The organism is Paenibacillus sp. 203 (assembly GCF_037027525.1).
GTDB lineage: Bacteria > Bacillota > Bacilli > Paenibacillales > Paenibacillaceae > Paenibacillus > Paenibacillus polymyxa_B.
In genome coordinates, this window is the sequence record NZ_JAXCHD010000010.1 from 146,813 (window position 1) to 160,327 (window position 13,515).

Consider the following 13,515-nt stretch of genomic DNA (forward strand, 5'->3'; position numbering starts at 1 on the left):
ACAGGTAGAATAGAGCTATATAAGTTTAATGTAGATAGAGAAGCAAAGTGGAATAGAAAACCATACAGTAAAGACATTCAGGAGGATGACATTACTATGCTTAAAACGAAAATTATTTGTACTATGGGACCTGCCTGTGACTCCATTCATTTGCTAAAAGAAATGATCCAGGCTGGTATGACTGTAGCCCGCTTGAATATGGCTCACGGGGAGCTAGAAGATCACGTTAAACGTATCGAAAATGTGCGTCAGGCTGCGAAGGAAATGAATACCTTTATACCTGTCATGATGGATATTAAAGGACCGGAAATACGGATTGGCAAGCTGAGAGAGGCATCTTGTCTGCTAAAACCAGGAAGCCAGCTCATTCTGACCACAGAAGAGATTCTAGGGGACGAGCATCGTATTTCAGTGAATTACCCGGATATGCCGAAGGACATCAAACCAGGCGACCGCATTCTCATTGACGACGGTTTGGTTGATCTGACTGTAACCTCCATCGAAGGTACGGAAATGATTTGTAATATTGTAAGCGGCGGTATTTTGAAACCGAGAAAAGGTGTAAACCTGCCAGGGATTCATACGACCCTTCCAGGCGTGACGGAGCGAGATGTGAGGCACATCCAATTTGGGGTGGAGCAGCGTGTTGAGCTTATTGCGGCTTCTTTTGTGCGTAAAGGCGACGATATCCGTGAAATCCGTGAGATTTTGAAGGGACATCATGCTGAGCATGTACAAATCTATTCCAAAATTGAAAATGCTGAAGGCATGGAAAACCTGGATGATATTATCGAAGCTTCCGATGGCATTATGGTAGCCCGTGGCGATCTGGGTGTCGAAGTGCCGATTCAAGATGTGCCTGTGATGCAAAAAGAAATGATCGACAAGTGTAATCTGGTCGGCAAACCCGTTATCGTAGCTACCCACATGCTGGAATCCATGCAGGTGAACCCGCGTCCGACGAGAGCCGAGGTTAGTGACGTGTTTAATGCCGTTATGCAAGGAGCCGATGTTGTTATGCTGTCGGGCGAATCAGCTGCGGGTAAATACCCTGTCGAGTCTGTACGGACCATGGCCGCTGTAGCTGCCAGAGCAGAATCGCAATTCGATTATCAGGAGCAGTTTGATAAGCGCAGAGCACGTCAAAGCACCAACATCACCGAAGTGATTAGTCAGGGTGCGGTGAGTTCGTCTCTGGAGCTGGATGCGAAAGCAATTATTACATCGACTGCCAGCGGATTCACGGCACGTATGGTATCCAAATATCGTCCGAAGGCACCTATTATTGCGGTTACTCCGAATAATACGGTATTCGCTAAAATCTGCCTGTTATCCGGCGTATTCCCGATCAAGGGGGATAAAGTAGCAACAACGGATGAAATGTTCGAATCCTCCATCCGTAACGCCCTCAATGCAGGATATATCCATAAAGGCGATACTGTAGTCCTGTCAGCAGGTGTTCCTGTCGCTGAGGCGGGCACCACTAACTTGATCCGAGTATATCAAGTGTAATTTACAACCAAATATAGACAAGCCAAAAGGCGCTGGCCCCCATGGGTTCAGCGCCTTTTTCACATTCTGTCATGTCACTAACTTACAGCCCGAACACACTTTTAGCAACGACCTGTGTCAATTCTGCCTTATGGGCTTGGTATTGCTCAGGTGTAATGCTCTTATTGGCCAGTCGCTGATCCAACTGCTCCGTTAACTGAGCTACCTGTAAATCAACGACAGCCTGTGCGTCCTTTTTATTGGTTTGTGCAATATCTGCCAAGGTTTGACCGTTATATAACGCATCATACAATTGCTCATCCGAGGATGCGCCCAGTGTTTTCAAAAGTTCATCATCCTTGGAAGCTTCATTATCCTGTACCTGAGGGGCTCTCTCTGGAGCCAGTGTAGCAGCATTAGCCCGACTTCCCCAAGTAGAAGACTGCCCAATAGATAACGCCAACAACAGTGTACAGATGACTATAATTCGTTTTCGATTCATGAGTGTAAATCTCCTTTGTGTTCATTCAATTTCTGACAAGGTGGAGCCTTATATGGATATCCAACGGGAGTAATGTTTATGCCTTTAGCCGATCCGGCTTATGTAGTTACCAGATTCTAATATACATCATACACACCCAATCTTAGCGCCAGCTTAATACTCGTTTAAAATAAACTAAAAGAGGAGGATATAAACAGGTAAAACCAAAAAAATTCACAGCTGATGAATAATACATGTGATTTACCCTTTGGATTCTGCTGGATATGAAAAAAACCTCCTTCACAAAAGTGAAAGAGGTTTTAGACAAAACCATTACAGTTTAGGGTTTTTCCCATACTTATTGTCGCTAGGCTGACTGTCTTGGCAGAAGAATACAATCAAAATAATTGACCCTACGAGAGGAATCAGACTGATTAGAATCCACCATCCGCTTCTACCTGTGTCATGCAGTCTACGGGCCATAACGGCCAAGGATGGCAACAGGACAGCAAGAGAATAAATCAAAGTCAATATTGGTGATAAGCCTACAAGGCTATCGATCAGGCTGACTACAAAGCTAGCGATTGCACTAAATAGTACAAACATCCAATACTCTGTACGTCTTGCTCTACCTTGAAACCCTACATAGTTTTTTAATGCATTTAAATACCATTGCATATATTTTTCACCTCCTTATAAAATCTAAATGTTTCTATACACGTAAAATTGTTCTTTTAGGTATATCGGCAGGAAACATATAGAATTTTAGTTGTAAAATTATAACTTTAAACTAGAAATTTACGCAATACATTTATTAATGTTAATAATTCGATGAATAATTTATAAAAACATAAAATTACATATTGAATTTTCCATATCCATTGAATAATATAGAGGTACGGTTAACCGCCAGGTTTGAATCGTCCTTCTTAATAGAAGGTGCTTTTATTTTTCAAATCAATTGAAAGCGCTTTAATTCAAAATAGGAGGGATGACCAACATTAAATTCGAGGGTGAAGAAGTTAATACAAACATAATCCTGACCGCTTTCTCAAGATTTTTTTATGTTATCAGGGATGTTCAAAATGAGAGGAGATTGATTTATGAAGCAATCATTTGTTCGTAAAGTAACGGCAGCTTCACTCGCAGGTGCGCTGTTGTTGCCTGCTTCTTTGGTAGGCGCGGAGCTAACACTCAATTCAGATACAGATGGAATTCAAAATGTGGGGCAAACTTCTGCTCAAGACCTAGAAAACTTTTCAATTCAAAGTAAAAAGGCTGTCTCTTTCAAGGAGACTTCCGTACATGATCCATCCATTCTGAAAGTGAAAGACACATTTTACATTTTTGGCTCACATCTGGCGGCTGCAAAGTCCAAAGACCTTATGAATTGGGATACGATTGCTACAGGAGTGGCGAATGGTAATGCATTGATTCCCAATGTCAAAGATGAATTAAAGGAAGCACTGGATTGGGCGCAGACGGACACGCTGTGGGCAGCTGATGTCATTCAACTGGCAGATGGCAAGTTCTATATGTATTATAACGCTTGCAAGGGTGACTCCCCGCGTTCAGCGATGGGCCTAGCAGTTGCTGATAAAATTGAAGGGCCTTATAAGAATAAAGGAATTTTTCTGAAATCCGGCATGTGGGACCAACCGAGTGAGGATGGAACGATCTATGATGCAACCAAGCATCCAAATGCCGTAGACCCGGACACCTTTTATGATAAAAACGGCAAGCTGTGGATGGTATATGGCTCTTACTCAGGAGGCATATTCATTATGCAGATGGATGAAAAAACAGGGAAGCCGCTCCCTGGTCAAGGCTACGGGAAAAAGCTGACAGGCGGTAACCATGCTCGTATGGAAGGGCCGTACATACAATACAGTCCGCAAACGGACTACTATTACTTGTTCCTGTCCTATGGTGGATTGTCAGCGGATGGCGGATACAACTTGCGGGTGGCTCGGTCCAAAACACCGGATGGCCCTTTCTACGATGCTGAAGGCAATGATATGATCAAGGTCAAGGCAAATCCTGATAAACCACTTTTTGATGACGCTTCCATTGAACCATACGGTGTCAAACTGATAGGTAATTACCTGATTCCAAGAGAAATTGGTGATCCGGGTACTGGACTGGGTGCAGGCTATGTGTCGCCCGGACACAACTCGGCTTATTATGATCCCAAGACGAAAAAGCATTTTGTCATTTTCCATTCCCGTTTCCCGGGGAGAGGCGAACAGTATGAAGTGCGGGTACATGAAATGTTCATGAACGCTGACGGTTGGCCTGTGGTTGCACCTTATCGTTATTCGGGAGATGAGGATTCACTGAAAAAGCTGTCAGAAAAGGATGTCCTCGGTCAATATTCGTATGTAAATCACGGGAAGGAAATTTCGGCAAATATTAAACAAGCCGTTAACGTCAGTCTGGATAGCGGCGGCAAGCTGTCTGGTGGAGTGAACGGTACATGGAAGTTGGGGGCAGGCAATCAGCTGGAAATTACAGCAGAGGGTACGAAGTACAAAGGCGTATTCCTGCAGCACCGTGATCCAGACACAGGTGCCAAGACGCTTGCTTTTACCGCGTTGTCCTCAAAGGGTGTTGCGGTATGGGGTTCGCTAAAGCCTGACCTGAAGGCCAGCAAGATTGTAGCTGCTGTGCAGAAGGATCTGAGCCTGGGCGATACGAGCAATGTTCTTTATAATCTGACGCTACCTACTCAAGCAGCACAAGATACCACTATTTCATGGGAGTCCACCCACCCGGAGAGTATTTCTGTGACAGGTGAAGTATACCGTCCAGAAGCCGGTTCTCAGCCTGTAACAGTTACATTGACGGCGACCATCAAAAAGGACAAAGCCACAGCTAAGAAAAGTTTTACAGCCACTGTTCCCGGACAGGCCCAAGGTCCTCAGCTTGCACGCTATTCGTGGAGTGAAGATCAAGGAACTTCGGTTGTCGACAGCACATACAATCAATTCGACGGTAAGACCTATGGTGGTGCTGCATGGGATAAAGACGGGAAGCTTGGCGGTGCTCTCGGCCTCAACGGTAAGGATGGTTACGTTCAACTACCAAATATGGTAACAGATGTGAAGGATTTTACCTTTTCCGCTTGGGTGAACTGGAAGGGCGGTGCAGCTTGGCAACGGATTTTTGACTTTGGCAACGGCCAAGCCCGGCATATGTTTCTTACCCCTTCCCAAGGAAGTGGTGTGCTCCAGTTTACAATCCATGAGGGTACGGATCAAAGCTTGCTTTCCAAATCATCATTACCTCTAAACCAGTGGACGCATGTAGCGGTTACACTGGAAGGGAATACAGGGAAGTTGTATGTAAATGGTGAGGAAGTAGCTGTTAATGACAGCATTACCTTTAATCCCAATGAGTTGCTGACGAGCGAGGCTTATCTCGGCAAAAGCCGCTTTGCGGCCGATGCTTACTTCAATGGCAGCCTGGATGAAGTTCAATTGTATAACAAAGCGCTGACAGCAGAGGAAATTAAAGCGCTGGCGGAGTTGTAATTCAAATGAACTAAAATGAGCAAATAACGCAGGAGATGAGCTTTTAGAAAGAAGTTCGTCTCCTGCACAATGTTTTGTATATTTATTTCTTGATTGCTGGTATAATAGGAAGCAACTGCGGATATAATGTTTTAAGTAGGCGTTAATGACTCACTCCCGCCGAATGAACACAGCTTTGAAGCAGCAATAGAGAACATAAGCACTCTGCATAAATTAAATTCACCAGTGCTTGCGTTTTCAATACACTTATGGTAATATGAGTATATTGAAATTGTGACCTGAGATTCGCATATTGTAGAGGGCTATTGTTTTAGGTTGAAATAACCTTGTGCAATATGTGAATTTTTATTTGTAAAAAATAAAGGTCATATAAATACATTTTGGAGGTAATTCCATGCAAACAGGTACAGTTAAATGGTTTAACGCAGAAAAAGGTTTCGGTTTCATCGAGGTTGAAGGTGGAAGCGACGTATTCGTACATTTCTCCGCAATCCAAGGCGAAGGTTTCAAATCTTTGGACGAAGGCCAACGCGTAGAATTCAACGTAGTTGAAGGAAACCGTGGACCACAAGCTGAGAACGTTGTAAAACTGTAATTTAAAATTACAGCCTACTTCAGATGCCCCGAACATAGCGTTTGGGGCATTTGTTTTTATCTGTTCACAAGACCGTTTTTGAACTGATTACATCTTATCGCTTTATAAATCATGAAGAAAGAGGGATGTTTATGTACAATTCACGGAAAAAGCCAATGGATGAGATTCCTGAGGAAATTACAACTGTCTGGAATTGCGCCAGCGATACATGTAACGGCTGGATGCGGGATAACTTCGCTTTTTCTGTCGAGCCGACATGCCCCATTTGCGGTTCTGCCATGGTGAAGGGCGAGAAAAAGCTGGCAGTTTTAAATAATACGAGCTTCAATCATACCAAACAATCCTAAGCGGATAAATGTTTGTAGTGAAAGATGCCCCATAGCCATTAACGGCGCTGAGGCGTCTTTTTGTTTTTTATAAATATAAATTATACATAAGAATGAACAGGCTTTCAATTATGGTGTGGAGGATGGGGCTAGTATGCTCAGTAAGATAGAATTAAATTCAGGTAGCGCTTCGTAAAATACACCGTGCCCGCTACGTTCGAAAGGAATAAGTTTTGATCCGGCAATTCCTTTTTGAGTTTGGACAGCCAGGGGGAAAGGACAGACCCGATCCAGCTTGCCGTGTAGAATCCAAGTAGGCACGTGTATACATGGCAAATCAGGACGCAAATCAGAGTCACGTAGTGAATACAAAGTACAAGCCATGCTATGAACTGAAGCCGCAAAGCCCTGATCACGTAACCAGTCGCGTAAGCTCTGGCTGACGGGATTGGCAAACAACATTTCGCCAAAAGAAGTTACCAATTGTGGGCGATCTGTATAGGCTTGTTTGATGAGTTTATCTACCTCTGTGACAGGAGTACCATAAGGGAAGTCGCTGGTTGGGGTGAACCGGGGTGTAGCTGCTCCGATCAAGATCAACTGATTGACGCCAAATCCCCGGTGCCTGCTCATGTAGCGTGTGACCACAGCTCCCCCCATGGAAAAACCAATGAGCCGGACCTGGTTTAACTGAAGCGCCTGCATAACAACCAGCAGATCGTCCGCCAATCGATCATAATTGTATCCATGCCATGGTCGATCAGACTTGCCGAACCCCCTAAGATCAACCTGAATACAGCGATACCCGTAAGCAGGCAACAAGGCGACCTGGTATTCGTACATTCGGTGATCCAGCGGCCAGCCGTGCACCATCAGAACAGGGATGCCTTCTCCAATATCCTCAACATACAGCTTCACGCCGCGTTCCACCTCAATATAATATCCCATCGTGTTCACCCCTCTAGAAATCACGTCATTTCATTCTCTCTCACATATATGTAGCCAGGGCTTAGCTCATTCGAAAAAGGGATGAGTCTGTCACGATATAAGCATATAATATGTCAAAAAATGTATGTCATCCTGTATAGGGATAGGATATAATTATGGAATGAAACAGCATCGGGAGAGTGGAACAATGACACCATCAAAAACATTAAAATGGATTACAGGCGGATTGGAGCTATTTTTAGCTATTCCCGTTTTGGGCGGGCTGCTCATCGTAAATTCCGCGTATACTATATTGTTCTTTATGCTGATTTTCCACATTGTTACGTTGGTGCTATCGGTGACGAATAGAGAGTCTTATTATGGATCTATTTTAGGGATCGTGACCTCGGTTATTGGATGGATTCCGATTGTGGGCTGGTTGATGCATTTGCTCTCAGGCATATTTTTGATGATTACCGCAGCTCAGCAGCCGCGTGATCAGTATCGCAATCGCAATCCTTATGATGATTATCGCTACTAGGGGATGTGTGGCGATGCAAAGATGAGAGATCCTGTTGAACAGGGTCTTTTTTTATTTATGAAATCTCCCCATGATGATGGTGTTGTAGTATTTGCCATCTGAAAGAACCTTATCGTTTTTTAATAACCCTTCGATTTCAAATCCATGTTTTTTATAAAGCTCAATGGCTTTATCATTCGTTTCCAAAACTTGTAGAGTCATTTTCTTGATGCCATTGGAGTCAGCCCAGGAAATAGATTTTTTTAAAAGATTTGTCCCTATCCCGTAACCCCAAAAATCCTTTAGTACACAAACGCCGAATTCAACTTTATGAGAGAATCTGCTCAGAACATGGCCCTCACATCTTGAAAATCCGACGATTTTATCATGAACTACCGCAACTAAAAATAGGTTTCTGTTATTCTCTGTATCTGACTCAATGAGCTGTTCAAAACCGGATGTACTTATAAACGCTTCTCCCTTCTCTCTATCTAAATTTTCAGTTTCTCCATCAATCAGCAAGCGGATTTCAGACAAATTCTTCGCATCTTGAATTATGGCTGATCTGATCGTATAGTGTATTCCTTGCACATCAAATTCCTGTTGATTTATTTTCATTACATTCTCCTTATTATGAATTAGAGTGAAAAATGACTCTGGATCATGTTAGTCTACCACATATTATCTTGTTTACATGACAAATAAGCCTGTCTCCTTCTGTTGTATCGCAGCAGGGGACAGGTCTATTGGTTTCTCTATCCGTACAGGGAGGCCGGATGGAGATTTATTATACATAGGTGGATGTGTCAGATTAATAAATGGTTTTTATGAATGCGACTTATCGAGCTACAGCTTTTGGAAAACAGGAGCTGTAGCTATTTCTGCTTAGCAGAGGCTTTAGCTGCATTGGTTTTAGCAGAAGCCTTGGCTGCATCTCCCTGAGCAGGAGCTTTACCTGCATCCGCTTTACCGCCATCTACTGGTGGTTTGGATGGTTTCACGCCATTCACCATATCTGTCATCATTTGCTTCAGATTAGAGACACGTTGGTTATATTCGGTTGCCGTAATCTTGCCGTTTTGTTTTTCCGTAGCCAGTTTTGCTTTCATATCTGAAACCATTACATCAATAACGGAATTTACGCTCACGCCTTGTGCTTTGGCGATCGTAGCAAGGGATTTACCTGCTTTCAACTGTGTATCCAACTGACTGGAGGACAATTTCAATAATTTCAGGAGAGCTTTGTTCTCAGCATAGTTACCTCCTGCGATTTTAGGGCCATTAGCATCGCCGGGATTCCCCTTAGGTGCCTGTGCTTTGTCTGCGATGGGAGCCTTCTCAGGTGTAGTTGAAGCAGCATGGGCTGCGCTTGTGGAGTACAGTGCCCCGCCTCCTAAAAATGCCAAGGCCATCGTTCCAGCCAAAATTGCTTTCTTGGTGCTCTTCATCTTCATTTTCCACCTTTCGGTTATGGTTTGCTTGGTACGTGATACATCATAAGGGATCAACTTGAATGCTATCTGAGCGCAAGCTGAGCATTTACTGAATGAAATTTGGGTGGCATGACTAAAATTTCAGCTAAAGTAAACTTGTATTATGTGTATTAAGTGATATAATACACTACAGGCACGATAGATGCAGCCGATTAGGGGGAAACACCCATGGAAGAGCAACGGGTTGGCTCGTTCCGATTTTTAATTGACTTTAGCCAGCCATTATATGAACAAATATTAAATCAAGTACGAAGCTCCATTGCTAAAGGGGAGATCGAAATGGGAAGCAAAATGCCATCTGTTCGTGATTTAGCGCAGGAATTACGCATGAATCCGAATACCGTGATGCGGGCATATCAAGAGCTGGAGCGGGACGGATTGACTGAGAAGCGGCGCGGGTTAGGTACTTATGTTACTTCGTCCAGTGAACGGATTGCCAGCTTTCGGGAACAATTGGCTATAACGTATATAGATCAGTTTCTCGGACAGATGAGCAGTCTGGGGTTATCGTGGGAAGATGTACAGCAGTATATACGAAGCAAACAGGACGGAAATGACAAGGAAGGAGGCGATAAGGCATGACGGAGTCTGTTGTGGTTGCGAATCATCTGGTGAAGCAATACCGCAGTAAAAAAGCACTGGATCAATTAGATGTCATCATTCCGGCAGGACGTATTGTAGGCGTGCTTGGACCCAATGGCTGTGGGAAGTCCAGCTTCTTTCGAGCAATCACCGGATTGATTCAGCCAGATGGGGGCGAGCTTCAGGTGCTGGGCCGACAGCCTAGTTGGGAAACCAACCGGGATATATCCTATCTTCCTGACCGGGCACGCTGGTACCCCAATCATACAGTTCAGCAGACGCTGGAATGGGGGAAGTCTTTTTTGCCTGGCTTCAATATAAAAGACGCGTATAAACTTGCTGATCATATGGACGTCGAGCTGGAACTTAAAATGACTGGGCTGAGTCGCGGACAGGAGGCACGTGTGCTACTGATTTTATGTCTGGCACGTGAGGTTCCACTCATGATCCTGGATGAGCCGTTTGCGGGTATTGATGTTCTCTCTAGAGAGGCGATTGTAGCCGGAATTATTGATTATTTGGAGGGGCGGCAGCAGTCGATACTCATTAGCACGCATGATATTCAGGAAGTAGAAGGCTTGTTTGACTACACGGTCATGATGGACCGTGGACGGATCATATGGTCTGGTGATTCGGATGATCTGCGTGCAGAGCATGGCTCGCTGAATCAGGTGTTCCGCAATTTGTACAAAAAGGAGTGGAAGGCGTGAATTCATCAGGGCTGTTCAAAGATTTGATACGCCATGAATTTCAAAATAAAGGAAGCTGGAGAAAGCAGGGCCGCAGTCGACTACCGAGATCGTGGAGACTCGTGTATTTCTCATTATTTCTAATTGCGGCGTTCGCTATTTCCTTGTACTTCGCACTTCACAACCAGCTCGAATTAACAAGGCTGTGGTATGTCACCCTGGGCCTGCCGTACATGATCATTTTTATGGGTGTGGGAAGCTTGAGAAGAGAATGGGAAAATGATACCTACGGATGGTGGCTGACCCTTCCCTATCCGCGCATATGGCTGATTAGCGCCAAATGGATTGCGGCTATTTTACAAACCATGGTCGTAATATTGCTTCTGTTTGTGGTGGGTTCTCTGTACGCGTTGTTCATCTCATCAACCATACAGCCTTATACGTTTGCGGATGCAGCGTCTTTTATTATGGCCGGATTGAACTGGTTTGTGATGATTATCGCCTTCACGCCGTTGGTTATTGCGCTGGGTCTATTGACGGCCAGTACCAAATACAGCACCTTGCGGCCGCTTAACCCGATACTGTGGATTCTTTTGATGGGTGGCGGGAGTGTCTTTTATTGGTCGGGCGATCAGGGGCTTTATGAGCAGTTTGACCATGCTCAAACAGGACAATGGTTTCCATTTACCTGGCATTTCCCGATTGCGGTGTTGATGAGTTGGATTGTTGCGTATGTATTAATCCGCTTGAGCGCGTATCTGCTGGAGAAAAAACTGTCGATTTAGGCTAGCGTATCTACAGGATCTATGAGGAAGGAGTTACTACACCATGACGACGATATTTATATATGTATTGATGGCTGTTCTGGTGGGGCTGATGATCTGGTTAAGGACCAAGAGACGAAGGGGACCGGTAAAAGGAAATGGAATCCGGATTCTGCTCCCCTTGTTTATCGCTTTCCCGCTTATGATGATGTCTGTGTACCAATTAATGCATATTCCCGGTCAAACGTACGAGCTCCCCGCCTTTTGGGAACTGCTGGTTGCCGGGCTACTAGGGGCTCTGTTCGGCTATGTTATTTTGCTGCATACGGCGTATGAAAGACGGGATGACGGTCTTATTTATCCCAAGCCGAACCAATATTTTAAATATATTATTATCGCTATTATCTTGATTCGCGTCGTTTTGACCCAGTATCTCAGTAGTTTGGGTACGACCGAAATTAGCATGCTGGCGATTACGATGGCGCTGGTGTATATCTCAATCTGGCGAATCGGGAGCTTTATCAAGTTTCGGAGGACGTTATCCGTATAACAATAGCAATGGGGTTAACACAGCAGCTTACTATTCAAAAAGCGTTCATTCGCTTGGCGATAGGAGCCGCTTTTTTTTGAGTTTTGGCATTAGCAAGTTATCACACATTGTTATTGCTCCCCATATCCTTTATTCTAAGGCTTGTGGCTTGCATTGTAGCAGTACAATTATAAATTTTTGAAAGGAGGGTTATTGAGGTTTCAAAAGATTTAAATGGGGTTTAAAGTTAGATAGGCGGGGAAAAGTTGTTTCTTGCGATTAGGTGTAACTATATTAGTTACATAAAAGGAAATTGTTTTCCACATTTTATTTTACATGTTGAGAGGGGTTCACATCCATGAAAAAACATACGGTTACTGCTGCACTCGCTGGTCTGCTTGTTCTGTCTTCTGCTGTACCGGCTTTAGCAGCCGAGGTAAAACCTACTACGGGTATTCAGGTTTGGGTAGATGGCAAGAAGGAGGCTTACAAAATTGCGCCTATCGTGAGAAATAAGCAGGTCTTAATTCCCTTGAGACAATTGGCCTCCAGTTTGGGAATTCCGATGGATGCCAAGCATATTACGTTCAATACGGCGCGACAAAGCACGACCATCCGATATGATCAGGCGACGGTTGTACTGGTGTCTGGCAGTCCGGAAGCGCAAATCAACGGGATTAAGGTACCGCTATCCACCTCGACCCTATTGACCAAGCAGGGAGTAACCTATGTACCGGTTGATGTCGTCAAAGAAGCATGGGGCAAGCAAGTGATTTGGGACCCGGCCAGCCAAACGGTACAAATCGGGGTGAGTAATAAGGATAAGGTCATTGAAATCGTGAAAAGCTTTGAAACCGGAGACACGAAAGTGGCCGAGACTTGGATCAGCAAGGATCAGTACATTCAGCACAACCTGAGCTTTGCTAGCGGAAGAGATGCGTTGCTGCAAGGGATTAGCCAGGCGAAGGGAGCCAATGTACAGGTTGAAATCCAACGTGTAATTCAGGATGGTAATGATGTAGCAGTTCATTATAAAGAGTCCATTGCAGGGAAAACGAGCATTGTTTTTGATATTTTCCGCTTCGATAGCAATGGTAAAATTGTTGAGCATTGGGACAACATGCAGGACTCGGCTCCAGCCAATCCAAGCGGACACACCATGATTAATGGAACAACACAGATCACGGATCTCAACCAAACTGAGACGAACAAAACACTGATCCGCAAGTTTGTGGATGATGTCCTGGTTGGCAAAAATCGTGCTGCATTGGAAAGCTATTATAACGGTGACCATTACATTCAGCATAATCCTCTTTTTGGTGACGGTGTATCCAATTTGAAACAAGCATTTTCCGCAGCAGGAAGCCAAGGAGCTTCTTTTGGATATGATCAGGTTCACATGGTCATTGGAGAAGGCAACTTTGTGCTGGTTGTGAGTGAATTGACATCGTCTAAGGGAACTTCAGCCGCTGTCTATGATCTGTTCCGGGTAGAGAACGGCAAGGTAGCGGAACATTGGGACGTAGTTCAGGAGGTTCCAGCTAAAACAGAGTGGAAAAATACAAACGGCAAGTTTTAAGAAAGT

General features: G+C 44.3%; 15 protein-coding genes. 10 read left to right on the forward strand and 5 right to left on the reverse strand.

From position 1 onward, the window contains the following. Positions 1-96 precede the first annotated feature (96 nt). Positions 97-1,512 (forward strand): pyruvate kinase, encoded by a 1,416-nt coding sequence (pyk, locus tag WA407_RS21400; RefSeq protein WP_023986598.1) that lies wholly within the window; start codon positions 97-99, stop codon positions 1,510-1,512. A gap of 82 nt (positions 1,513-1,594) precedes the next feature. On the opposite strand, the gene WA407_RS21405 is transcribed toward pyk, so the two are convergent. Together WA407_RS21405 and WA407_RS21410 are read right to left on the reverse strand one after the other, a co-directional pair. Next, entirely contained in the window at positions 1,595-1,993 is a 399-nt protein-coding gene (locus WA407_RS21405; RefSeq protein ID WP_336078319.1) for a hypothetical protein, read from the reverse strand. Positions 1,994-2,305: 312 nt separating this feature from the next. Continuing rightward, on the reverse strand, positions 2,306-2,650 hold the full coding sequence (locus tag WA407_RS21410; RefSeq protein WP_061830735.1) for a DUF805 domain-containing protein: 345 nt from the start codon (positions 2,648-2,650) through the stop codon (positions 2,306-2,308). A 425-nt stretch (positions 2,651-3,075) separates the two neighbouring features. Here WA407_RS21410 and WA407_RS21415 point away from each other — a divergent pair, with 425 nt between their 5' ends. From WA407_RS21415 to WA407_RS21425, 3 genes are all read left to right on the forward strand, one after another. Beyond that, positions 3,076-5,505, forward strand: a complete 2,430-nt coding sequence (locus WA407_RS21415; protein ID WP_336078320.1) for a LamG-like jellyroll fold domain-containing protein — start codon at positions 3,076-3,078, stop codon at positions 5,503-5,505. Positions 5,506-5,899: 394 nt separating this feature from the next. Further along, positions 5,900-6,100, forward strand: coding sequence for a cold-shock protein (locus tag WA407_RS21420; RefSeq protein WP_007428290.1), 201 nt, complete (start codon positions 5,900-5,902; stop codon positions 6,098-6,100). 131 nt (positions 6,101-6,231) lie between these two features. Then, the gene (locus WA407_RS21425; protein ID WP_013308357.1) at positions 6,232-6,447 is read left to right on the forward strand and encodes a cold-shock protein; all 216 of its coding nucleotides are present in this window, start codon (positions 6,232-6,234) and stop codon (positions 6,445-6,447) included. A gap of 108 nt (positions 6,448-6,555) precedes the next feature. Here WA407_RS21425 and WA407_RS21430 read toward each other — a convergent pair whose 3' ends face one another. After that, the gene (locus WA407_RS21430) at positions 6,556-7,374 is read right to left on the reverse strand and encodes an alpha/beta fold hydrolase (RefSeq protein WP_254330068.1); all 819 of its coding nucleotides are present in this window, start codon (positions 7,372-7,374) and stop codon (positions 6,556-6,558) included. Between the two features lie 187 nt (positions 7,375-7,561). Between WA407_RS21430 and WA407_RS21435 the strand changes: the two genes are divergently transcribed. Beyond that, positions 7,562-7,894, forward strand: coding sequence for a hypothetical protein (locus WA407_RS21435; RefSeq protein ID WP_061830729.1), 333 nt, complete (start codon positions 7,562-7,564; stop codon positions 7,892-7,894). A 51-nt stretch (positions 7,895-7,945) separates the two neighbouring features. On the opposite strand, the gene WA407_RS21440 is transcribed toward WA407_RS21435, so the two are convergent. Next, on the reverse strand, positions 7,946-8,491 hold the full coding sequence (locus WA407_RS21440) for a GNAT family N-acetyltransferase (RefSeq protein ID WP_235306976.1): 546 nt from the start codon (positions 8,489-8,491) through the stop codon (positions 7,946-7,948). A gap of 257 nt (positions 8,492-8,748) precedes the next feature. Further along, positions 8,749-9,321: a hypothetical protein gene (locus WA407_RS21445; protein ID WP_336078321.1), complete on the reverse strand. Its 573-nt coding sequence runs from the start codon at positions 9,319-9,321 to the stop codon at positions 8,749-8,751. A 213-nt stretch (positions 9,322-9,534) separates the two neighbouring features. Here WA407_RS21445 and WA407_RS21450 point away from each other — a divergent pair, with 213 nt between their 5' ends. The 5 genes from WA407_RS21450 (at position 9,535) to WA407_RS21470 (ending at position 13,509) form a co-directional block, all read left to right on the forward strand. Beyond that, on the forward strand, positions 9,535-9,948 hold the full coding sequence (locus WA407_RS21450) for a GntR family transcriptional regulator (RefSeq protein ID WP_235306978.1): 414 nt from the start codon (positions 9,535-9,537) through the stop codon (positions 9,946-9,948). Beyond that, positions 9,945-10,658 (forward strand): ABC transporter ATP-binding protein, encoded by a 714-nt coding sequence (locus WA407_RS21455; protein WP_336078322.1) that lies wholly within the window; start codon positions 9,945-9,947, stop codon positions 10,656-10,658. Before WA407_RS21450 ends, WA407_RS21455 begins: the two co-directional genes overlap by 4 nt. Then, positions 10,655-11,422, forward strand: coding sequence for an ABC-2 transporter permease (locus tag WA407_RS21460; protein ID WP_336078323.1), 768 nt, complete (start codon positions 10,655-10,657; stop codon positions 11,420-11,422). Before WA407_RS21455 ends, WA407_RS21460 begins: the two co-directional genes overlap by 4 nt. A gap of 43 nt (positions 11,423-11,465) precedes the next feature. Then, the gene (locus WA407_RS21465) at positions 11,466-11,951 is read left to right on the forward strand and encodes a cytochrome c biogenesis protein CcdC (protein ID WP_235306981.1); all 486 of its coding nucleotides are present in this window, start codon (positions 11,466-11,468) and stop codon (positions 11,949-11,951) included. Between the two features lie 337 nt (positions 11,952-12,288). Continuing rightward, positions 12,289-13,509 (forward strand): stalk domain-containing protein, encoded by a 1,221-nt coding sequence (locus WA407_RS21470; RefSeq protein ID WP_235306982.1) that lies wholly within the window; start codon positions 12,289-12,291, stop codon positions 13,507-13,509. Positions 13,510-13,515: the final 6 nt, after the last annotated feature.

Coding starts and splice junctions, on each gene's coding strand:
- pyk (WP_023986598.1), top strand. CDS start 97: ATGCTTAAAACGAAAATTATTTGTACTATGGGACCTGCCTGTGACTCC.
- WA407_RS21405 (WP_336078319.1), bottom strand. CDS start 1,993: ATGAATCGAAAACGAATTATAGTCATCTGTACACTGTTGTTGGCGTTA.
- WA407_RS21410 (WP_061830735.1), bottom strand. CDS start 2,650: ATGCAATGGTATTTAAATGCATTAAAAAACTATGTAGGGTTTCAAGGT.
- WA407_RS21415 (WP_336078320.1), top strand. CDS start 3,076: ATGAAGCAATCATTTGTTCGTAAAGTAACGGCAGCTTCACTCGCAGGT.
- WA407_RS21420 (WP_007428290.1), top strand. CDS start 5,900: ATGCAAACAGGTACAGTTAAATGGTTTAACGCAGAAAAAGGTTTCGGT.
- WA407_RS21425 (WP_013308357.1), top strand. CDS start 6,232: ATGTACAATTCACGGAAAAAGCCAATGGATGAGATTCCTGAGGAAATT.
- WA407_RS21430 (WP_254330068.1), bottom strand. CDS start 7,374: ATGGGATATTATATTGAGGTGGAACGCGGCGTGAAGCTGTATGTTGAG.
- WA407_RS21435 (WP_061830729.1), top strand. CDS start 7,562: ATGACACCATCAAAAACATTAAAATGGATTACAGGCGGATTGGAGCTA.
- WA407_RS21440 (WP_235306976.1), bottom strand. CDS start 8,491: ATGAAAATAAATCAACAGGAATTTGATGTGCAAGGAATACACTATACG.
- WA407_RS21445 (WP_336078321.1), bottom strand. CDS start 9,321: ATGAAGAGCACCAAGAAAGCAATTTTGGCTGGAACGATGGCCTTGGCA.
- WA407_RS21450 (WP_235306978.1), top strand. CDS start 9,535: ATGGAAGAGCAACGGGTTGGCTCGTTCCGATTTTTAATTGACTTTAGC.
- WA407_RS21455 (WP_336078322.1), top strand. CDS start 9,945: ATGACGGAGTCTGTTGTGGTTGCGAATCATCTGGTGAAGCAATACCGC.
- WA407_RS21465 (WP_235306981.1), top strand. CDS start 11,466: ATGACGACGATATTTATATATGTATTGATGGCTGTTCTGGTGGGGCTG.
- WA407_RS21470 (WP_235306982.1), top strand. CDS start 12,289: ATGAAAAAACATACGGTTACTGCTGCACTCGCTGGTCTGCTTGTTCTG.